We start from the raw sequence: 19,106 nt of genomic DNA on the forward strand, positions 1-19,106 counted from the left end.
GCGGCCGGCCGCTTGACTTAGAGCGCGCTCGAAGCCGTAGCAGAATCAGCGTCGTGACGAACAAGGCAGATGATGAAGATCGGCGACCTCGCCAGGCGCACAGGACTGTCAGCACATACGATCCGCTACTATGAGCGGATCGGGCTGCTGCCCTACGCGCCGCGCGATCCCTCACGCCAGCGCGGCTATGACGCCTCGATCCTGACCTGGATCGCGTTTCTCGGCCGTCTCAGGACGACCGGGATGCCGATCCGGGACATGCTGCGCTACACGCAGCTGCGCGAGCGTGGCCCGGATACCCTGGACGAACGCCGGATCATCCTCGAGGCGCACCGCACCAAGGTCCGCGCTCACCTCGCCGAACTGCAGGACTGCCTTGTCGTCCTCGACACCAAGATCGCCGGCTATGCCGGCTCCGACACGGTGGAGATGGACAATGACGCTACGGACCAACCAACACGAGCGCTTCGAGAGAGGCTTGCGCGCCCTATCGGAGATTGACGGCCATGCCGGCGAGAACGTCATCGCGCAACTTTCCGATATCGCCCCGGATTTCGCGCGCTACGTGATCGAGTTCCCCTTTGGCGACGTCTATTCCCGGCCCGGGCTGGACCTCAGAAGCCGCGAGGTTGCGACCATCGCCGCGCTGGCGGCACTCGGCAATGCAGCCCCGCAATTGAAGGTGCATATCGAGGCCGGATTGAATGTCGGGCTCAGCCGCGACGAGATCGTCGAAATCCTGATTCAGATGGCGGTCTATGCCGGCTTCCCCGCCGCGTTGAACGGGTTATTCGCCGCCAAGGAGGTTTTTGCGGCCCGTGGGCGTTCCGAAGCGGAGCGCGCGGCATGATGGCATCTCTCTTCCGCGCCGCCCTCGCGAGCGGCATCGTCAGCCTCGGCGCAGCGTCCTTCCCGGCTCCCTTCGTGTTGTCGGCGATCGCCCAAGATAACGCAAAGGCTGCAGTTCCAGAGAAATTATGGAGCGGTTTCAGTTCCCCGGTCGGCATGGGCTTCGATGCGGCGGGAAATCTCTATGTCGCGGAATGGGGCGCGGGGCGCATTGCGCGGATCGATCCGCAAGGCCGTCGCTCGATCTTCGCCGATGGGCTTTCGGGTCCGTCAGGGCTGGCGGTCGGCCCTGATAACTCGATCTATGTCGCATCCTATTCGCGCGACGAGATCTACCGCTTCGCTCCGGATGGCTCGCGCAGCGTTCACGTCACCGGACTGGCGACGCCGGCCGGGATCGGCTTCGACCGCGCCGGCAGGCTGATCATCGCCAACCGGCGCACCAATCAAATCCTGGCGGTGAATGGAAACCGCGAGCTCGTGCCGGTGATCGACGGATTGAACACCCCGGTCGGGGCCGTGCAGACGCCGGATGGCGGCTATGTCGTCGCCAATATCGGCGGCGGCGTCACGATCCTTCGCCCGGACGGCACGCGCATCGAGGCCGGCTCCGCCTTCGCCACTCCCGGGCCGGGCGTGGCGATGAGCAAGGAAGGGCGAGTCTTCACCGTCGACTACGGCGGCACCACGGTCCAGGAAATCCTGCCAGACGGCCGCAGTCGCGCGGTCGCCGGCGGTTTGAGAAGCCCGGTCGGGCTGACGCTTGCCCCTGACGGCCGTTCCCTGCTGACCGCCGCCTGGGGTGACGGAACGATCTACAGGATTCCGCTACCGGACTGAATTGGAGCCGGCTCCTAGAGCGCGAAGCACCCGCCTCAGCGTTCAGCCGGGATCGAATAGGTCCCGGTGGCGTGGCAGACCATCTCGCTCTCGCCGGCCGAATACATCCGGACCTCGCCGACGGCGAGCCGTTTCCCGAGCTTGAGCAGCTGGCACTCTGCGATCAGTGCCGCCTGCCCCGGCTTGCGCAGGAAATTGTAGTTGAGGCTCGTCGTCACCGCGAGCCCGACCGGGCCGATCTGGGCGAGGATGGCGACATAGAGCGCGAGATCGGCGAGCGCCATCATGGTCGGACCGGAAATGGTGCCGCCCGGTCGCAGGTGCTTCTCGTGGTAGTCACAGCGCATGCGCGCCGAGAGCTTGCCGACCTCCTCGACGAAATAGGTCCGCCCGCCATAGTGCAGCTGCGGGAAGACCTGATCGAGATAGGCCTCGACCTCGGCGGCGGTCATGCGGGTCGTCATCGTGCGGAAAACCGGGGTCTGATCGGACGTGACACCCCTTGCAGCACGGCACCTGCCTTCCGACAATAGGACAAACAGCGAAAGGCCTTTCGCCATGAACGCCCATGCCGGACCGCAACTGCTGCTGCGCGAAGATGCCGACGGCATCGCGATCCTGACCCTGAACCGACCGGAGGCGCGCAATCCGCTGAGCGAGGCGATGCTCGCCGCCCTGTCGGAGACGCTCGCTGCGATCGCGGCCGACGGAAGCGTTCGCGCCGTGGTGCTGGCGGCGGCCGGTCCGGTCTTTTCAGCGGGGCATGACCTCAAGGAGATGAGCGCGCGCCGGGCCGATCCCGACCGCGGCCGCGCCTATTTCGCCGATATCCTCGGACGCTGCTCAGGCGTGATGCAGCAGATCACCGCCCTGCCCCAGCCGGTCATCGCAGCGGTCGAGGGCACGGCGACCGCGGCCGGCTGCCAGCTCGTCGCCAGCTGCGATCTCGCCGTTGCCGGCGAAGGCGCGCGCTTCTGCACGCCGGGTGTCCATATCGGCCTGTTCTGCTCGACGCCGATGGTGGCGCTCTCGCGCAACCTTTCGGCCAAGCATGCGATGGAGATGCTGCTGCTCGGCGAGATGGTGCCGGCACAGGAGGCCGCCCGCATGGGGCTGGTCAATCGCGTCGTAGCGACAGGCGAAGCGCTGACCGAAGCCAAGCGGCTCGCAGCGGCGATCGCCTCGAAATCTGCCGCGACGGTCAAGGTCGGCAAGCGCGCCTTCTACGAGCAGCGCGAGATGGGGCTGAAGGCGGCCTATGACCATGCCTCTGCGGTGATGGTCGAGAACATGCTGGCGCGCGATGCGCAGGAAGGCATCGGCGCCTTCATGGAGAAGCGCCAGCCGGATTGGCGTCACAGCTGAAAGGGCGGGCTCGCCCGAAGACGAGTCCGCCGCAGAGAATGGATGCCTACGTGCCTATGACCGTGCGGTCAGATGCCGAAGATGTAGATCGGCTCCGCTTGCGCCGGCTCCGCCTCGGTCTTCGCCGCCCGCTGCGCCTGCTCATCCGCAGGCAATTGCAGCACGGTCGCGGTCTGGCCTTCCGAGAGGTTGGTCAGCAGCACGATCTGCCCGTCGGGCAGCTCGATCGCATCGTGATGGGCGTAGGGCTTGTCGAGATCGACCTGGCGGAAACGCGCCACCGTCGCCGCGAGCCGGCGATGCGGCAGGAAGCCGACCGCCCTGTCGCATTCGATCTCCGACGCGAACGCCAGCTCCGTGCCGGGCAGCACGCAGACCGCGACAGTCGGATCGCCAGCAGCGCAGAAGCCCCTGGTGCTCGATCCGATGAAGCTGGTGGTCTTGAGGACATCGCCGACTTTGGCAGGAGTCGACATCACATGGTGCAGACTGTAGTCGCACATGGCAGGCCCTCCTCATTGATGAAGAGCGGGATATGCCCCTCCTCTTCAATGTGGGGAACGAGCTTGCCGACGCTATGTTCCGGGCATCGGCGCAGCTTCGCCGCTGATTCAGGACGACTAGGCAACTCTTTCAATTCGCTGGGATTTTAGCTCCGTGAATCATGACGTTTATGATGATGCGCTCATTCGCCGCATCCTGCGCGAGGTGAAGACGATCGCCCTTGTCGGCGCCTCCGCCAACGAGGCGCGGCCGAGCTGGATCGTCACCAAATACCTGCTCGATCGCGGCTATGACGTCATCCCGGTCAATCCCGGGCTCGCCGGCCAGACGCTGCTGGGCAAGACCGTCTACGGCTCGCTGAAGGACATCCCTGGCCCGGTCGACATGGTCGAGATCTTCCGCAATTCGGAAGCAGCCGGGCCGATCACCGACGAGGCGCTCGGCCTGGAGCCGCTGCCCAAGGTGATCTGGATGCAGCTTTCGGTTCGCAATGACGAGGCCGCAGCAAAGGCCGAGGCCAAAGGCGTCACCGTGATCATGAACCGCTGCCCGAAGATCGAATATGGCCGGCTCTCCGGCGAGATCGGCTGGCAGGGCATCAATTCGCGCATCCTGTCGGCGAAGAAGCCGGTGCTCGCCGGCAAGGGCTTCCAGAAGCTGTCGATCAACCGCCCGGGAACGTAAAGACCACGGGAAGGCTCTTCCCCGCCGGCGGGCGATCGCTAATCTCGGCGCTCCCGCTCTTCGCCGGAGAAGGCCGATGCCCCCTCTCGATCGCCGCACCATCCTGCTCGCCGGTCTCGCGAGCGCGCTCGGCACCGGAGGCGCCCGCGCCGCATTCCCCGAACGGCCGATCCAGCTCGTCGTGCCGTTCGCGCCGGCAGGTGGCACCGACATCGCGGCGCGCCGGCTCGGCGAGACCCTGGCGAGACAGCTCGGTCAGTCGGTGATCATCGACAACCGGCCAGGCGCCAACGGCATCGTCGCCGGGCAGGCAGTGGTGAAGGCGCCGGCCGATGGCCATATGCTCCTCGTCGCCACTGCAGCGAGCTTCGCCGCCGCCCCGGCGCTCGGCCAGAAGCTGCCCTATGACGTCGCGCAGGATTTCGTGCCGATCGGCATGCTCGGCCTGTTCCCGCTGGTGCTGAACGCCTCGCCGACGCTGCCGGTCAATTCGCTCGGCGAGTTCATTGCCTATGCCAGGCAGCGGCCGGGCGAGCTCAACTTCGCCTCGGCCGGCATCGGCGGCACCAACCACCTCGTCTTCGAGATGATCATGCAGGCGGCCGGTATCAGGCTCGCGCATGTGCCCTATCGCGGCGCCGGGCTCGCTGCGGCCGATCTGATGTCGGGCCAGGTCCATGTGATGATCGACAGCCTCGCCGCCAGCCTCGGCAACATCCAGGGCGGCAAGCTGAAGGCGCTCGCCGTCACCACCGATGCCCGCCAGCCGCAGCTGCCGGATTTGCCGACACTGAAGGAACAAGGCGTCGACGTGGTCTATCCGGGCTGGGCCTCGATCGTCGCGCCGGCCGGCATCGCGCCGGAGACGCTGCGCATCCTCAGCATCGCGATCAACGCGGCGATGGGTAATGCCGAGCTCGTCGCCCGCTATCGCGAGCTGGTGATCGAGCCCGTCGCCTGGAGCCCGCAGGAGACCGGCGCCTTCATGGCCCGCGACCGCGCGATCCTGACCGAGCTCGTCGCCAAGACCGGGATCAAGCTGACCGAATAGGCGGACGCGGGGGCAAGGCCATGCACCAGGAGAGCACGACCTGTTGTATCGCCGGCGGTGGCCCGGCCGGGATGATGCTCGGCTTCCTCTTGGCGCGCGCCGGCGTCGATGTGATTGTGCTGGAGAAGCACGCCGATTTCCTGCGCGATTTCCGCGGCGACACCATCCATCCCTCGACCATGGAGGTGATGCACGAACTCGGCCTGCTGGAAGAGTTCCTGAAACTGCCCCATATCAGGGAAGACGATCTCGTCGCCCGTTTCGGCAGCGAAGACATCACCATCGCCGATTTCAGCCATCTGCCGGTCAAGGCGCCGTTCATCGCCTTCATGCCGCAATGGGACTTCCTCGATTTCCTCGCCGATCACGGGCGGGAATATCCGAGTTTCCGGTTGCTGATGCAGACGAAGGCAATCGGCCTCATCGAGGAGAATGGGCGTGTCGGAGGACTGAAGGCGGAGGGGCCCGATGGCCCGCTGGAGATCCGTGCCGATCTCGTCGTCGCGGCGGATGGGCGGCGTTCAGATGTCCGCGCCGCAGCAGGCTTCACAGTCACGGAACTGGGCGCGCCAATGGATGTGCTCTGGTTCCGCCTGAGCCGGCGGCCGGACGAGCCGGCGCAGGCCTTCGGGCAGGTCGCGGCCGGGCGCTTCTTCATCCGGCTCAACCGCGGCGACTACTGGCAATGCGCCTTCATCATTCCGAAGGGCTCGCTCGACAAGCTGCGCACCGCCGGGCTCGACGCCTTCGAGGCCGGGCTCGTCGCGCTCGCGCCGGAACTTGCCGACCGTACCGGCGAGCTTGCCTCATGGGACGACATCAAGCTGCTCTCGGTCGCGGTCGACCGTCTGCAACGCTGGTGGCGACCGGGCCTCATCTGCATCGGCGACGCCGCGCACGCCATGTCGCCGATCGGCGGCGTCGGCATCAACCTGGCGATCCAGGATGCGGTTGCCGCCGCCAACCTGCTGGCGCGCCCGCTGCGCGAACATAGGCTAACCGACGCCGATCTCGCTGCCGTGCAGAGGCGGCGCTCATGGCCGGCAAGGGTCACGCAAGCGGCCCAGATCACGATTCAGAACCGGGTGATCACGCCGCTGCTCGCGGCGGACAAACCGATCACGCCGCCTTGGCCACTCAAGCTGCTGCAACGCTTCCCGCTGCTTCGCCGCCTGCCGGCGCGCATGGTCGGGATGGGCGTGCGGCCGGAGCATGTCGGGCCGGAACTGAGGCCGCGGCGCTGATTTGACGCCTCGCGGACCGTTCGTTAAATCGAACGACACCGTTTCACGATCAGAATTGTCAGGGAGCACGCCATGACCGACCGCGCACCGGGTTTCCACACGCTCGCCGTCCATGCCGGCGCCGCTCCCGACGCAGCCACCGGCGCGCGTGCCACGCCGATCTACCAGACGACCTCGTTCGTCTTCGACGATGTCGACCACGCCGCTTCGCTGTTCGGGCTGCAGGCCTTCGGCAACATCTACACCCGCATCGGCAACCCGACGAACGCGGTGCTGGAGGAGCGCGTTGCAGCGCTCGAGGGCGGCACCGCCGCGCTGGCGGTGGCCTCCGGCCACGCCGCCGAGTTCCTCTGTTTCCATGCGCTGATGCAGCCGGGCGACGAGTTCGTTGCGGCCAAGAAGCTCTATGGCGGCTCGATCAACCAGTTCAACCATTCCTACAAGAACTTCGGCTGGAACGTGATCTGGGCCGATTCCGATGATCTGGAGGCCTTCGCCGCGGCGGTGACGCCGAAGACCAAGGCGATCTTCATCGAGTCGATCGCCAATCCGGGCGGCGTCATCGTCGACATCGCTGGCATCGCCGCGATCGCCAAGAAGCACAACATCCCGCTGATCGTCGACAACACGATGGCGAGCCCCTACCTGATCCGCCCCTTCGAGCACGGGGCCGACATCGTCGTGCATTCGGCGACCAAGTTCCTCGGCGGCCATGGCAACTCGATCGGCGGGTTGATCGTCGATGGCGGCTCGTTCAACTGGGTCGGCGACGAGCGTTACCCGATGCTGTCCAAGCCGCGGCCGGAATATAACGGCATGGTGCTGGGCGAGACCTTCGGCAATTTCGCCTTCGCTATAGCGACCCGCGTGCTCGGCCTGCGCGACATGGGCCCGGCGCTCTCGCCCTTCAACGCCTTCATGATCCTGACCGGCATCGAGACGCTGCCGCTGCGCATGCAACGCCATTGCGAGAACACGGTGAAGGTCGCGACCCATCTCGCCAGGCACCCGGCTGTCGAGTGGGTGAACTATGCCGGCCTGGCCGACAACAAGTATCACGCGCTCGCCCAGCGCTATTGCCCCAAGGGCGCCGGCGCGGTGTTCACCTTCGGCCTCAAGGGCGGCTACGACGCCGGCGTCCAGCTGGTCACGAATCTCAAGCTGTTTTCGCACCTCGCCAATATCGGCGACACGCGCTCGCTGGTGATCCACCCGGCTTCGACCACGCATCGCCAGCTCTCGGACGCACAGAAGACCGCGTCCGGCGCCGGCCCCGAGGTGGTGCGCCTGTCGATCGGCATCGAGGATGTCGAGGATCTGATCGCTGATCTCGATCAGGCGCTGGCCTGATCCCGCGGACGCATCGTCGTCATGGTCGGGCTTGTCCCGACCATCTACGTCTTCGCTAGTCGCGAGTGCTGTTCAAGACGTGGATGCTCGGGTCAAGCCCGAGCATGACGCGCTTCAGCTCGTCGCCTGCTGCGTGCGTGTCAGATGCACCACGCCCATCGCCAATACGGTGAAGCCGAGCGCCTGATGGGCGAGGCCGGCCCAGAGCGGCACGACCAGGAGCAGCGTCACGATGCCGAGCGCTGATTGCGCCAGCACGAGCCCGGCGATGGCAGTGGCCCGACTGGCGCTGCCTGAACCCGGAGCGACGCGGCGCAAACTCAGCATGTGCCAGAGCGCGAAGGCAAGCAGGGCATAGGCGCCGAGGCGGTGGTTGAACTGCACCAGCGCGACATTGTCGACGAAGTTCTCCCAGAAAGGCGTGCCGGCGAACAGCGTCGAGGCGGAAGGCACCAGCGCCCCGTCCATCAGCGGCCAGGTGTTGAAGGTGAAGCCGGCCTTGGAGCCGGCGACGAGGCCGCCGAGCGCGATCTGCGCGAACAGCAGCGAAAGCAGGAGCCAGGCAGCCGCCCTGCCCCACGCCGGCTCGATGCGGCGCAGCGGTGTCAGCCAGGTGGCGAAGGCGACGACGCTGGCGAAGAAGAAGCCGGCGAAGGTCAGGTGCAGGGTCAGCTTCACCGGCGCGACCGCGACCATGCCGGGCTCCAGCCCCGACGCGACCATGATCCAGCCGATCGCGCCCTGCAGGCCGAGCAGCAGGCCCATGCCGAACAGGATCGCAGTCTGCCGCCACGGCATCAGCCGCCGCACCAGCACGACGAGGAAGCCGGCGAGATAGAGCAGCCCAATGAAGCGGCCGAGCTGGCGATGGCCCCATTCCCACCAGTAGATGAACTTGAAATCGGCGAGCTCCATGCCTGAATTCAGGAGCTGGAATTGCGGGCTCAAGCGGTACTTCTCGAATTCGAGCGCCCAGGCGGCATCGCCCAGCGGCGGGATCGCGCCGGTGACGGGCCGCCATTCGGTGATCGAGAGGCCGGAGCCGGTCAATCGCGTCGCGCCGCCGACCACGACCATGACAAAGACGAGGAAGGCGACGGCCCAGAGCCAGCGGCGGATGCCGGCATGGTTCGCAGCGGCCGGAACGGCAGGCTGATCGAGCGCGATCGTCACGGCGGCGGGACCTCGGGTCGCAGGCAGCGGAGTTGATTGCGCTTCACAAGCGCGGCGGCGGGTGACAGATAGTCCGCCCTTGAAGCCCGAACAACGCCCGCAATGCCGCAGCCCGGACCAGAATCGCCATGAGGCAGACCCATCGCAAGCTCATCGGCACGGTCGTGATGATCGTCTTCGTCTGCGTCTACGCGCTCGTCGCCATGGCACTGGCGCAGGGCCGGATCACCGAGTCCTCGAAGCTCGTGCAGACCATCGCCTATATCGTGCTCGGGTTGGTCTGGGTGTTGCCGCTGCTGCCGCTGATCAAGTGGATGGAGCGGAAGGACGGATAGCCGTCATTCTCGGCCGCAGCGAAGCGGAGAGCCGAGAATCTCATGACGAGAAGGTGCTGGTTGGAGCCTCATTCCGCCTGAGATGCTCGGGTCAAGCCCGAGCATGACGGCAAATCTACCCCACGCTCACCTTCCGCCCCCGATTCCACGCCAAGAACGGCAACCCCGACAGAAGCGCCCGGAGCGCTGCTTCGCTCTGGTGCAACCCGTTCAGCGAAACCCGCGGCAGTGCGTGCAGGTGCTGGGTGTGCCCGGCGAAGAGGTGTCCCGGCCTTGTCGTCACCGCACTGGCGAACCCGGCTTCCTTCGCCAGCGCGAATTCGCGGGGCCCGGCGGAGGTAGGGTCGCCGACCGGATAGGCGAAGTGGCGGATGGGCATGCCAAGCGCCTCCTCCAGCCAAGCCTTGCTCTCGACGATCTCGCGGCGCGCGACCTCTTCGGGGTGCTTGGCCAGCATCGGATGGCTCAACGTATGCGCGCCGATGGTGACGCCGGGCGCCCCCGCCAGCGAACGCAGTGTCTCTACCGGCAGGCATTCGCGCTCGACCAGCGCAGCGGGATCGATGCCGGCCTGCCGTCCGAGGTCGGAAATCGTCGAGAGCAGAATCGCTTCCGGCCCCTTGCGCAGACGCCAGTAGAGCTGATCGAAGGCTTTCTGCTTCTCGACATCGCTGCCGGCTGGCGCATCGAAGCCGCCATCGGGCAAGTCGAGCGAGAGGCGCGGCAAGGCGCGGATCGCCTCCTCCAGCTCCAGCCACCAGAGCCGCGCCGTGCGCTCGGCAAAGCCGCGCACGACGTAGAGCGTCCACGGTGCCTCGTGCTTCGCCAGCACCGGCCAGGCGTGGTCGAGATTGTCGCGATAGCCGTCATCGAAGGTGAGCGTGACGAAGAAGCGGCCGGGCTTGGAATCAGCCAGTCGCACCAGTGCCTCGTCAAGCGAGACGATGTCGTAGCCCTCGGCGCGGATCAGGGTCAGCGCCCGGTCGAGGAAGCCCGGCGTGATCTCGAGCAGCCCGTTCGGGCGGAAGCCGCCTGGCGCCGCGGGGCGGACATGGTGCAGCGTCAGGATCGCGCCCTTGCCCTGGGCGAGCCCCCTGCCCCAGCGGTCGGCGCCGGTCGCCGAAATCGCCCGGAACGCAGCGGAAAAAGCCTTGTGGCGCAGGCTCATGCCCGGCGTCTCCGAGACATCGATTCAACCCTTCGCTAACGCTGTTCGGCGATGGCGTCATGCAACGCCAGCGATCATGGCAGGTCCGTTCACAATGCCGGGTTAAGGATCGCGGCATGTCAGCCGTCGCCGATAGCGTGCCCAGCCTGCCCGTCCTTCCTGCCGTGCGGCGGGATGCGGGAGCGCGCCCCTGGCACCGTCTCGGCGTCGACAGCGATATCGCCGCACTGGAAGCAAATTGGCGCGCGCTCGAAGCGAGCGCCCTGGTGACGCCGTACCAGGCCTATGACTGGGTCCGGCCCTTCGTCGAGACGATCGGGCGAGCCGAAGGCCTGGCGTTCCGCTTCGTCCGGGTCGAAGACGAGCATGGCGAGCTGCTGGCACTGTTCCCGCTGGTGATCACCCGACGCCTCGGCACGCGCTTCGCCGAGTTCATCGGCGGCAAGCACGCCAATTATCATATGGCGCTGTACCGGCCGGGTTTCGCCGCGGCGCTCGATGCGGCCGCGACGCAAGCACTGCTGAAGGAGATCGGCGCGGCGCTCGGCGGGATCGACGCACTGTTCCTGATCAACCAGCCGACCGACTGGCAGGGCGTCGCCAATCCGCCGGCAGGGCTCGCCGCGGGGCAGAGCCCCAGCCGCGCCTACAAGCTCGCGCTCGAACCGGGCGATTGCGAGGGCACGCTCAGGCGCTCGATGAGCAAGCATGCGCGCAAGAAGCTGACGACGAAGCGCAACCGCTTCGCCGAATTCGGCCCGTCCGAGCTGGTCAGGGCCGATAGCGACGCAGAGATCGAGCGCGTGCTCGACGCTTTCCTGGCGCAGAAGGCCACCCGCTTCGCCCAGATGGGCGTGCCCGACCCGTTCGCTGCGCCGGCGATCCGCGCCTTCCTGCATCAGGGGGCGACCCAGCAGCCGGGTCGGCCGCCGGTGATCGAACTCTATTCGCTCGACCTCGCGGGCCGTTCGGTCGCGACCTATGTCGGCGCCGTCCAGGGCGCGCGCTTCTCCGGCATGGCGACCTCCTTCGACCTTCTCTCCGAAACGGCGCGCACTAGCCCCGGCGAGCTCCTCCTGGTCGAGCTGATCAAGCGCAAATGCCAGGCCGGTCTCACCATGTTCGACCTCGGCATCGGCGAGGCGCGCTACAAGACGACGATCTGCGACGGCAGCGACGATCTGGTCGACACCTTCTTTCCGCTGACCGCCAAGGGGCGGGCCTATGCCAGCTACAGCCAGGCCAAGCGCGCGTTGAAGCGGCGGATCAAGGCCTCGCCCATCGCCCTCAAGGCAGCGCAACGCGTCCTTGGCTGGCTGAGGCGACGCAAGCCAGCCGAAGCGGACGAGTAGCTCACTCCTGCCACATGCTGACAAGAAGCTAGGGTTGATCAGTCCGCATCACTCTTTCGGAGCGGGCGACATGACGATCATCAGCGGCGGCTGCCATTGCGGCGCGACGAAGTTCGAAGTCCTGGAGCCGGTCACCGAGGTGGTCGCCTGTACCTGCTCGATCTGCTCCAAGCGCGGCGCGCTATGGAGCTATCACAAGCCCGCCCAGTTCCGGCTGCTGACGCCACGCGAGAGCCTGTCGACCTATCGCTGGCAGAGCAAGATGGTGGCGCATCATTTCTGCGGCGCGTGCGGTTGCACCACCTTCACCGAATCGCCGGACTGGTCGAGCGGCGAGCCCGATTTCGACACTCCGAAGGTCGCGGTGAACGCGCGCGTGCTCGACGATTTCGATCTCGGCGCCGTTCCCGTCACGGTGATCGACGGCAAGAACCTCTGGTAACGGCCTTCAGGCCGGCACCGGGTCCTTCTCCTGAGCGACCAACTCGACCCGCTCCGGCGCATCGATCATGACCAGCGCGATCGGGGCGCCGGTCAGGTCGGTGAGGCGATAGGCGGCTTCGACCGCGTGGCCGTTGCCGGCATGGCCGGCCATGACCAGCGCACCCTGGGCCCGCGCCAGCAGGGGCGTCAGCACCTCGGCCTCGTCGGTCGAGGCGGCGGCGACCAGCACCCAGTCATAGGTCTCGCAGAGCGCGTCGAGCGCGACATCGACGATATCCGGCGCCGCCAGCACCGCAGCGCGCCCGGCCCGACCCGGCGCGATCTCGTGCAGGCGCGAATCCTCCTCGCGGGTGATGATGTCGGAGAACATCGCCTCGCCGGCGAGCAGTTCGGAGAAGCCGGCCCGGTCGCGGCTATCGCTGGCGAGATCGACCAGGATGCAGCGGCTGCGCTCGGACAGGAGCTGCGCCAAAGCGCGCGGCGAGGCTTCGCCGGGCTCGGCTCCGTCGAGCACCAGGACGAGCGGCGCATGGCCCTCGCTCGCCTTGTTGACGCTGGCGGCGAGTTCGGCCGCGCCGGCATCGGGATCAGTGAGATCGAGATTGAGCTGGCCGATGCGCCCGCCATGGGTCAGGAGCCCGGCGATGCGCTCGCGGCGACGCGGCGGTGGGGCTGCCACCTCGCCCTCGCCGTCCTCGTCCTCGGATGCGCCGACGGCCGGTTCGACACGGCCCGGCGCCTTGCGCCGCGGCGCGTCTTCGGCCGGCGCAGGCGAGCCGCCGTTCAGGAGTTCGCGCGAGACGACGGCGGCGAGTGCCACCAGGAAGGTCGCCAGCGTCGCAACGAGCATCGTCGGCAGCTTCTTCGGGAACGAGGGCTGCGTCGGCTCGATGGCGCGCGAAATGACGCGCGCATCGGCCGGCGTCGCGTTCTGGCTGTCGCGGGCGAGCGCCTCGCGATAGCGCAGCATGTATTGCTCGAGCTGGTCGCGCTGGGTCCGCGCCTCGCGCTCGAGCGCGCGCAGCTGGACCTCGTCGTCATTGGCGCCCGAGGCGGTCTTCTTCTGGCCTTCGAGCGCGGCGGTGACGCTCTCGACGCGCTGGCCGGCGATCTTGGCCTCATTCTCCAGCGTGCGCACGGCGCGCTCGGCGGCGGCGCGGATCTGGCCCTCGAGATCGGCGAGCTGGGCGTTCAGCTCCTTGATGCGCGGATGCTCGGAGAGAAGATTGCGCGATTCGAGCGCGAGCTGGGCCCGCAGGTTCACGCGCTGCTCGATCAGGCGGCGGACGAGTTCGTTGTTGGCGACATCCGGAATCTCGAAGGTGCGCCCAGCCTTGATCGCGTCGCGGATGATCGAGGCCTTGGCCTGCGATTCGGCCTGCTGGTTGCGCGCATTGGAGAGCTGCGTCGACAGATCGGCGAGCTGCTGGGCCGTGATCGTGGTGTTGTTGGCGCCGACGAGCAGGCCATGGCGGGAGCGGAATTCCTCGACCCTGGCTTCCGATTCCGCCAACCGCTTGCGCAGCGGCTCGATCGTGGTCGAGAGCCAGGACGAGGCGCTGCGGGCCGTGTCCTGCTTGGCCGCCTCCTGCATCTCCAGATAGACGGCAGCGATCTCGTTGGCCGCCTTGGCGGCGAGCGCCGGATCCTGCGAGGTGAACTCGATCGAGACGATGCGCGAGCGCCCGACAGGAAACACCAGGAGCCGGTCGTAATACTTCTCCAGCACCCGCTCCTCCGGCGAACGGTCGGCCGGGTGGGCGCCGATGCCGAGCAGGACACCGACCTTCTTCAGCGCGCCCAGTGCGCCTGCGCCTGAGTCGAACTCCGAATTGCCGACGAGGCCGATCCGCTTGATCGCCTCACGCGCCAGATCGCGCGACATGATGACCTGGACCTGGCTCTGCACGCCCTCTGAGTCGAACTGCTGGCCGGAGGTCTCCGACGGCGCCTGCCCCGGCCGCGTGTAGAAGCTGTCGCGATTTTCGAGCAGCAGCCGCGCCTCGCCGGTGTAGCGCGGCGTGACGGCGTTGACCGCGACGAAGGACAGCCCGAGCGCGGCCAGCGTCGGCCCGATGATCCAGAGCTTGCGCGCCTTGATCGCGGCCCAGAGAGCCGGCAGGTCGAGCAGATCGGAGCGGCTCTCGCCGGCGGCCGCGACGGTATCGTAGCGAGCGGTCATGAGGCTTCCATTCACGCAGAACTCTCGCCTCTCGCGAGAGACGCAGCGTCATGTGAGCCCATTAAGGTTAGTGCTGGGTTAAGAGCCGCAACCTTTAATATGCGGCGAAGGGCGACCCGATCAGGTTTTGTTAACCATGACGACCTATCCCTAGGGGCATGTCTCGATGGGTTTGCCGGCGATGATGAGTAGACATCCCGTCTGTCTGGTGCTTGCCGCCGTGCTAGCCATGGCCGGCTGCGCGCCTCGCATGGTTGCGCCGGAATTCGCCGTGGAGACCGCAGCTCCCTACCAGCTCGCCAGCGGCGACCGACTGCGCGTCATCGTCTTCGGCCAGGACAACCTCTCGAACGTCTATGCCGTCGACGGCTCCGGCCGCATCTCGATGCCGCTGATCGGCGCGGTCGAGGTTCAGGGGCGCACGACGCAGCAGCTCGAGCGCGCGATCGAGGCGAAGCTGCGCGGCGGTTATCTGCGCGAGCCCAAGGTTTCGGTCGAGGTCGACGCCTACCGCCCGTTCTTCGTGCTCGGCGAAGTCACCAATTCCGGCCAGTTCCCCTTCGTCAACGGCATGACGGTGCAGACGGCGGTCGCGATCGCTGGCGGTTTCACGCCGCGCGGCCAGCGCAATTATGCCGAGGTCACCCGGCTGATGGACGGCCAGCTCGTCACCGGCACCGTGCCTGTCACCTATCCGGTCAGGCCCGGCGACACGATCGTGATCAAGGAACGCTGGTTCTGACCACGACCCGGAGCGTTTGACCATGTCCGCCGCGGCCGGCTCCGCTCCCCTGACGATTCTGCACGTCTTCCGCGCGCCGCTCGGCGGCCTCTTCCGGCATGTGCTCGACCTCGCCCGCGGCCAGATCGCGCGGGGTCACGCGGTCGGCATTTTCTGCGATTCAACCACCGGCGGCGCGCGCGCCGACCAGGTCTTCGCCGAGCTCGAGCCGCAGCTCTCGCTTGGCGTCACGCGTGTGCCGATGTCGCGCTATCCGAGCCTCGCCGACATGCGCGCGCAAGCTTCAGCTGCGTCGACACGCAAGCGGATCGGGCCACAGATCGTGCATGCGCACGGCTCGAAGGGCGGCGTCTATGCCCGCCTGCCCGCTCTGGTCTCGCCCGGGCGGAGCTATGCCACTGCCTACACGCCGCATGGCGGCAGCTTCAACTACAAGCCGGGCAGCGCCGAACACCGCATCTACATGGCGATCGAGCGCCTGTTCGAGCCGGCGACGGACATGTTCCTGTTCGAGAGCGCCTTCATCGCCGGGCGTTTCGAGGCCCATGTCGGGCACAAGCCGCGCACTGACCATCGCATCGTCTTGAACGGCATCTCGGAGGCCGAATTCGAGCCGATCGACCATGGCGAGGCCGCGTTCGATCTCGTCTATCTCGGCGAATTGCGCTCGGCCAAGGGCGTCGACACGCTGATCGAGGCGCTGGCGCTGCTGAAGCGCCGCGATGGGCTGACGCCGCGCATCCTGATCGTCGGCTCCGGCCCGGACGAGGCGCTGCTGCGACAGATGACTGTCGACCAGGGCGTCGCCGCGCAATGCGTGTTCGAGCCGCCGGGGCCGATCCGCGCCGCGCTCGCCAAGGCGCATGTCATGGTGATCCCGTCGCGTGCGGAATCGCTGCCTTACGTCATCCTGGAGGCGGCGGCCGCGGCGCAGCCGCTGATCGCGACGGATGTCGGCGGCATCAAGGAAATCTACGGCCCCGGCCATGCCGGCCGGTTGATCCCGCCGAACGAGCCGATCGTCCTGGCCGACACCATCCAGAAAACGCTGGCGACACCAGCCGCCGAGAGAATGGCGCAAGCGGCCGATCTCGCCGCGCATGTGAAGGCCAATTTCCGGCTCGACGCCATGGTCGACGGCGTTCTCGACGCCTATCGGGCCGCACTCGCCAAGCGCGTCGGCTGAAAGCCGGCTGAGCGGTATCTGCTGATCGGCCGATCCAGAGCGGTACCTTGCCGGTAGAATAATCTTCTGGGTTCGCGCATCCTCCTCACCGGATGCAGGATCAACCGTGCCCCCAGGAGGAAACGATGGCGAAGCCGGAACGCTCCCTCAGCGAACTCTATGGCGATGATCCGGAACGCGGCGACGCGCTGGCCTTCGGCCGCCGTACCGGTTCCTCGCGCCGCGGCTTCCTGGGTGGCGCCGGGCTCGTGACGATGGGCGCCGCGGTCGGCGGCACGATCCCGTTCTCGGAGCAGATGCCGGCCGGACTGATCCCGGCCGCGCTGGCGCAGGGCGCACCGCCTGCCTCTCCCGCCCCGTCCGCGGCCCCGGCAACCGCTGCGCCGAAGGGGCCGCAATTGCTCGATTTCCCCGGCAAGGCCAAGGGCCTCGTCCTGCTCGGCGACCGGCCGCTCGTCGCCGAGACACCCGAGCACCTGCTCGACGACGACACCACGCCGTTCGAGAAGTTCTTCGTCCGCAACAACGGCCAGACCCCGGACGACTTCAAGGAAGGCGACGCCTGGGAGTTTTCGATCGACGGCGAGGTCAACACGCCGCTGAAGCTCAAGCTCGGCGAACTCAAGCAGAAGTTCACGCACAAGACCTACCGTATGGTGCTGGAATGCGGCGGCAATGGCCGCTCCTTCTTCCAGCCGCAGGCGCGCGGCAACCAGTGGACCAATGGCGGCGCCGGCTGTGCCGAATGGACCGGCGTGCCGCTCGCCGACGTGCTGCAGAGCGCCGGCATCAAGTCGAGCGCCATCCACACCGGCAATTACGGCGCCGACCAGCACCTTTCCGGCGATGCGACCAAGGATGCGATCTCGCGCGGCGTGCCGATCGCGGCGGCGCTGGAACCGCATGCGCTGTTGGTCTGGGCGATGAACGGCCAGCCGCTCCCGGCCATCCATGGCGGGCCGCTACGGGTGGTCATCCCCGGCTTCCCGGCCTCGGTCTCGCATAAATGGTTGAAGCGGATCGCCATCCGCGACAAGGAGCATGACGGCCAGGGCATGGGCGGCACCTCCTATTCGGTCGCGATCAAGCCGATGATCCCCGGCGGCAAGACCGACGATTCCAACATGCGCACCATGACCGACATGCCGGTGCGCGGCATCATCACCAACCCCGCGAACGGCACGCGCATCGCAGCCGGCACGCGCAAGCTCGCTTTGCGCGGCGCAGCATGGGACGGACATGAAGGCGTCTCGCGCGTCGACGTCTCGATCGACTTCGGTGCGACCTGGCAGCCGGCCAAGGCCGCCGAGCCACGCAACCGTTATGACTGGCGGCGCTGGACGGCCGAGGTCGAATTGCCCTCCGACGGCTATTACGAGCTCTGGGTCCGCGCGACCGACAGCAAGGGCCGCGGGCAGCCGCATGTCGCCGGCGGCTGGAACCCGCAAGGCTACGGCGCCAACCCGATGCACCGGGTCGCGGTTCTGGTCGGGTGAGCGCCATGATCGGACGCATCCGCCGCGCCGGGCTCGTGCTCGGCGCGGGGCTTCTGTTCGCCGCGTCGTCGGCGCTGGCGCAGGCCCCTGCTCCCTCGGAGGAAACGCCGGAGATGTTCCCGGCCGGACCGAACCGCGACGAGGCCTTCTATGCCTGCATCGCCTGCCACAACTTCAAGCTGGTCGCTGCCCAGGGGCTGAGCCGTGAGAAATGGGGCGAGACGCTCGACTGGATGGTCAGCAAGCACAACATGCCGGCCCTCGAAGCAGAAGAGCGCGGCAAGGTGTTGACCTATCTCGCCGAGACCTTCCCGGCCAAGGCGCCGGCCCAGCAGGGCGGGTGGAAGAACCCGTTCCTGAACTGAGGCAGCGCCTTCCGGTCAAAAGAACTTGAGCGCGACCACGCCGGCGACGACCAGCGCGATACCGAGCCAGCCGGCCGGGCGGATGCGCTGACCGAAGGCAAGCGAACCGACCACGGCCGTCAGCACCAGGCCGACGCCACCCCAGACGGCGTAGGCGACCGAGAGGTCCATGCCGCGGATCGCCTGCGCCAGGGCGGCAAAGGCGCCGACGACGCAGAGCACGCCGAGGGCGCCGACGAGCCGGCGCTTGAGCCCGTCGGAGAGCTTGAGCAGGCTGGTGCCGATCACCTCGAGGGTAACGGCGAGCGCGAGCCAGGCAAGCGCGAAGGCCTGCGCGGAGGCAGCGAAGGTCACACCAGCCTCCGCTCATCCTTCTCGGGAGCGTCGTGACCGACGCCGCGTTCCAGCAGCACGATGCCGCCGATGATCAGGGCCAGCGCCAGGATGCGCGAGACCGTGAGGTGCTCGGCGAAGAAGGCATGGCCGATCAGGGCGATGCCGACGATGCCGAGGCCTTCCCAGACCGCATAGGCAACGGCCATGGGGATGACGCGCAGCGCGATGCTGAGCAGGGCGAAGGATAACCCGATCAGCACGAGCGGCAGAACCGCGACGAGGACCGGGGCTGCGACAAAGGCCTTCAGCGCCGACGTCGCGAGCAACTCGACGGCGATGGCCGCGAGCAGGATCAACCAATGGAAAGACATAAGTCACACAGGGGCGCTGGCCCAGGGCGCAGGCGGCGCGGGTGCGGCGTCTGCGGGGTGCGCATCGTT

Annotated in this window: 22 protein-coding genes; 15 read left to right on the plus strand and 7 right to left on the minus strand. The window is 67.3% G+C overall.

Annotated features, from left to right (window positions below):
• Window positions 1-72 precede the first annotated feature (72 nt).
• The 3 genes from B6S44_RS05875 to B6S44_RS05885 are packed head-to-tail and all read left to right on the plus strand — an operon-like array spanning window position 73 to window position 1,689.
• Window positions 73-501, plus strand: a complete 429-nt coding sequence (locus tag B6S44_RS05875; RefSeq protein ID WP_129155952.1) for a MerR family transcriptional regulator — start codon at window positions 73-75, stop codon at window positions 499-501.
• Window positions 437-850 carry a carboxymuconolactone decarboxylase family protein gene (locus B6S44_RS05880; RefSeq protein ID WP_129155953.1) on the plus strand — a complete coding sequence of 138 codons (414 nt, stop codon included), beginning with the start codon at window positions 437-439 and terminating at the stop codon, window positions 848-850. Before B6S44_RS05875 ends, B6S44_RS05880 begins: the two co-directional genes overlap by 65 nt.
• Complete coding sequence (locus B6S44_RS05885; protein ID WP_129155827.1) at window positions 847-1,689, plus strand: NHL repeat-containing protein; 843 nt, start codon at window positions 847-849, stop codon at window positions 1,687-1,689. The genes B6S44_RS05880 and B6S44_RS05885 overlap by 4 nt, the downstream gene beginning before the upstream one ends.
• Before the next feature lie 35 nt (window positions 1,690-1,724).
• Here the strand turns inward: B6S44_RS05885 and B6S44_RS05890 are convergent, their stop codons facing one another.
• On the minus strand, window positions 1,725-2,141 hold the full coding sequence (locus B6S44_RS05890; RefSeq protein WP_248309464.1) for a PaaI family thioesterase: 417 nt from the start codon (window positions 2,139-2,141) through the stop codon (window positions 1,725-1,727).
• A gap of 106 nt (window positions 2,142-2,247) precedes the next feature.
• On the opposite strand from B6S44_RS05890, the gene B6S44_RS05895 reads away from it, so the two are divergent.
• On the plus strand, window positions 2,248-3,054 hold the full coding sequence (locus B6S44_RS05895) for an enoyl-CoA hydratase (protein WP_129155829.1): 807 nt from the start codon (window positions 2,248-2,250) through the stop codon (window positions 3,052-3,054).
• A 68-nt stretch (window positions 3,055-3,122) separates the two neighbouring features.
• Here B6S44_RS05895 and B6S44_RS05900 read toward each other — a convergent pair whose 3' ends face one another.
• Window positions 3,123-3,557, minus strand: coding sequence for a hypothetical protein (locus B6S44_RS05900; protein WP_126112602.1), 435 nt, complete (start codon window positions 3,555-3,557; stop codon window positions 3,123-3,125).
• Between the two features lie 154 nt (window positions 3,558-3,711).
• Between B6S44_RS05900 and B6S44_RS05905 the strand changes: the two genes are divergently transcribed.
• From B6S44_RS05905 to B6S44_RS05920, 4 genes are all read left to right on the plus strand, one after another.
• Window positions 3,712-4,242: a CoA-binding protein gene (locus B6S44_RS05905; protein WP_129155830.1), complete on the plus strand. Its 531-nt coding sequence runs from the start codon at window positions 3,712-3,714 to the stop codon at window positions 4,240-4,242.
• A 76-nt stretch (window positions 4,243-4,318) separates the two neighbouring features.
• The gene (locus B6S44_RS05910) at window positions 4,319-5,293 is read left to right on the plus strand and encodes a Bug family tripartite tricarboxylate transporter substrate binding protein (protein WP_164985734.1); all 975 of its coding nucleotides are present in this window, start codon (window positions 4,319-4,321) and stop codon (window positions 5,291-5,293) included.
• 20 nt (window positions 5,294-5,313) lie between these two features.
• The gene (locus B6S44_RS05915) at window positions 5,314-6,537 is read left to right on the plus strand and encodes an FAD-dependent oxidoreductase (protein WP_129155832.1); all 1,224 of its coding nucleotides are present in this window, start codon (window positions 5,314-5,316) and stop codon (window positions 6,535-6,537) included.
• A 72-nt stretch (window positions 6,538-6,609) separates the two neighbouring features.
• Entirely contained in the window at window positions 6,610-7,887 is a 1,278-nt protein-coding gene (locus B6S44_RS05920; protein WP_129155833.1) for an O-acetylhomoserine aminocarboxypropyltransferase, read from the plus strand.
• A gap of 114 nt (window positions 7,888-8,001) precedes the next feature.
• On the opposite strand, the gene B6S44_RS05925 is transcribed toward B6S44_RS05920, so the two are convergent.
• On the minus strand, window positions 8,002-9,087 hold the full coding sequence (locus B6S44_RS05925; protein ID WP_465246091.1) for a COX15/CtaA family protein: 1,086 nt from the start codon (window positions 9,085-9,087) through the stop codon (window positions 8,002-8,004).
• 101 nt (window positions 9,088-9,188) lie between these two features.
• Between B6S44_RS05925 and B6S44_RS05930 the strand changes: the two genes are divergently transcribed.
• Window positions 9,189-9,395: a DUF2842 domain-containing protein gene (locus B6S44_RS05930; RefSeq protein WP_129155834.1), complete on the plus strand. Its 207-nt coding sequence runs from the start codon at window positions 9,189-9,191 to the stop codon at window positions 9,393-9,395.
• Window positions 9,396-9,510: 115 nt separating this feature from the next.
• Here B6S44_RS05930 and B6S44_RS05935 read toward each other — a convergent pair whose 3' ends face one another.
• Window positions 9,511-10,563, minus strand: coding sequence for a polysaccharide deacetylase family protein (locus B6S44_RS05935; RefSeq protein ID WP_129155835.1), 1,053 nt, complete (start codon window positions 10,561-10,563; stop codon window positions 9,511-9,513).
• Between the two features lie 116 nt (window positions 10,564-10,679).
• On the opposite strand from B6S44_RS05935, the gene B6S44_RS05940 reads away from it, so the two are divergent.
• The gene (locus tag B6S44_RS05940; protein WP_164985735.1) at window positions 10,680-11,915 is read left to right on the plus strand and encodes a GNAT family N-acetyltransferase; all 1,236 of its coding nucleotides are present in this window, start codon (window positions 10,680-10,682) and stop codon (window positions 11,913-11,915) included.
• A 70-nt stretch (window positions 11,916-11,985) separates the two neighbouring features.
• Window positions 11,986-12,357, plus strand: coding sequence for a GFA family protein (locus tag B6S44_RS05945; protein ID WP_129155837.1), 372 nt, complete (start codon window positions 11,986-11,988; stop codon window positions 12,355-12,357).
• A gap of 6 nt (window positions 12,358-12,363) precedes the next feature.
• Here B6S44_RS05945 and B6S44_RS05950 read toward each other — a convergent pair whose 3' ends face one another.
• Window positions 12,364-14,541 (minus strand): GumC family protein, encoded by a 2,178-nt coding sequence (locus tag B6S44_RS05950; RefSeq protein WP_129155838.1) that lies wholly within the window; start codon window positions 14,539-14,541, stop codon window positions 12,364-12,366.
• Window positions 14,542-14,725: 184 nt separating this feature from the next.
• On the opposite strand from B6S44_RS05950, the gene B6S44_RS05955 reads away from it, so the two are divergent.
• The 4 genes from B6S44_RS05955 to B6S44_RS05970 all read left to right on the plus strand — a co-directional run bounded on the left by B6S44_RS05955 (window position 14,726) and on the right by B6S44_RS05970 (window position 18,330).
• Entirely contained in the window at window positions 14,726-15,283 is a 558-nt protein-coding gene (locus B6S44_RS05955) for a polysaccharide biosynthesis/export family protein (protein WP_129155839.1), read from the plus strand.
• A 22-nt stretch (window positions 15,284-15,305) separates the two neighbouring features.
• Window positions 15,306-16,469, plus strand: coding sequence for a glycosyltransferase family 4 protein (locus tag B6S44_RS05960; protein WP_129155840.1), 1,164 nt, complete (start codon window positions 15,306-15,308; stop codon window positions 16,467-16,469).
• A 125-nt stretch (window positions 16,470-16,594) separates the two neighbouring features.
• Window positions 16,595-17,965, plus strand: coding sequence for a sulfite oxidase (locus B6S44_RS05965; RefSeq protein WP_129155841.1), 1,371 nt, complete (start codon window positions 16,595-16,597; stop codon window positions 17,963-17,965).
• A gap of 5 nt (window positions 17,966-17,970) precedes the next feature.
• Complete coding sequence (locus B6S44_RS05970) at window positions 17,971-18,330, plus strand: hypothetical protein (protein WP_129155842.1); 360 nt, start codon at window positions 17,971-17,973, stop codon at window positions 18,328-18,330.
• A gap of 15 nt (window positions 18,331-18,345) precedes the next feature.
• Here B6S44_RS05970 and mdtI read toward each other — a convergent pair whose 3' ends face one another.
• Both mdtI and B6S44_RS05980 read right to left on the minus strand, forming a co-directional pair.
• Complete coding sequence (gene mdtI / locus B6S44_RS05975) at window positions 18,346-18,684, minus strand: multidrug/spermidine efflux SMR transporter subunit MdtI (RefSeq protein WP_129155843.1); 339 nt, start codon at window positions 18,682-18,684, stop codon at window positions 18,346-18,348.
• Window positions 18,681-19,037 carry a DMT family transporter gene (locus B6S44_RS05980; protein WP_129155844.1) on the minus strand — a complete coding sequence of 119 codons (357 nt, stop codon included), beginning with the start codon at window positions 19,035-19,037 and terminating at the stop codon, window positions 18,681-18,683. The genes mdtI and B6S44_RS05980 overlap by 4 nt, the downstream gene beginning before the upstream one ends.
• Window positions 19,038-19,106 lie beyond the last annotated feature (69 nt).

It is taken from the genome of Allobosea sp. Tri-44 (assembly GCF_004123845.1).
Classification (GTDB): domain Bacteria; phylum Pseudomonadota; class Alphaproteobacteria; order Rhizobiales; family Beijerinckiaceae; genus Allobosea.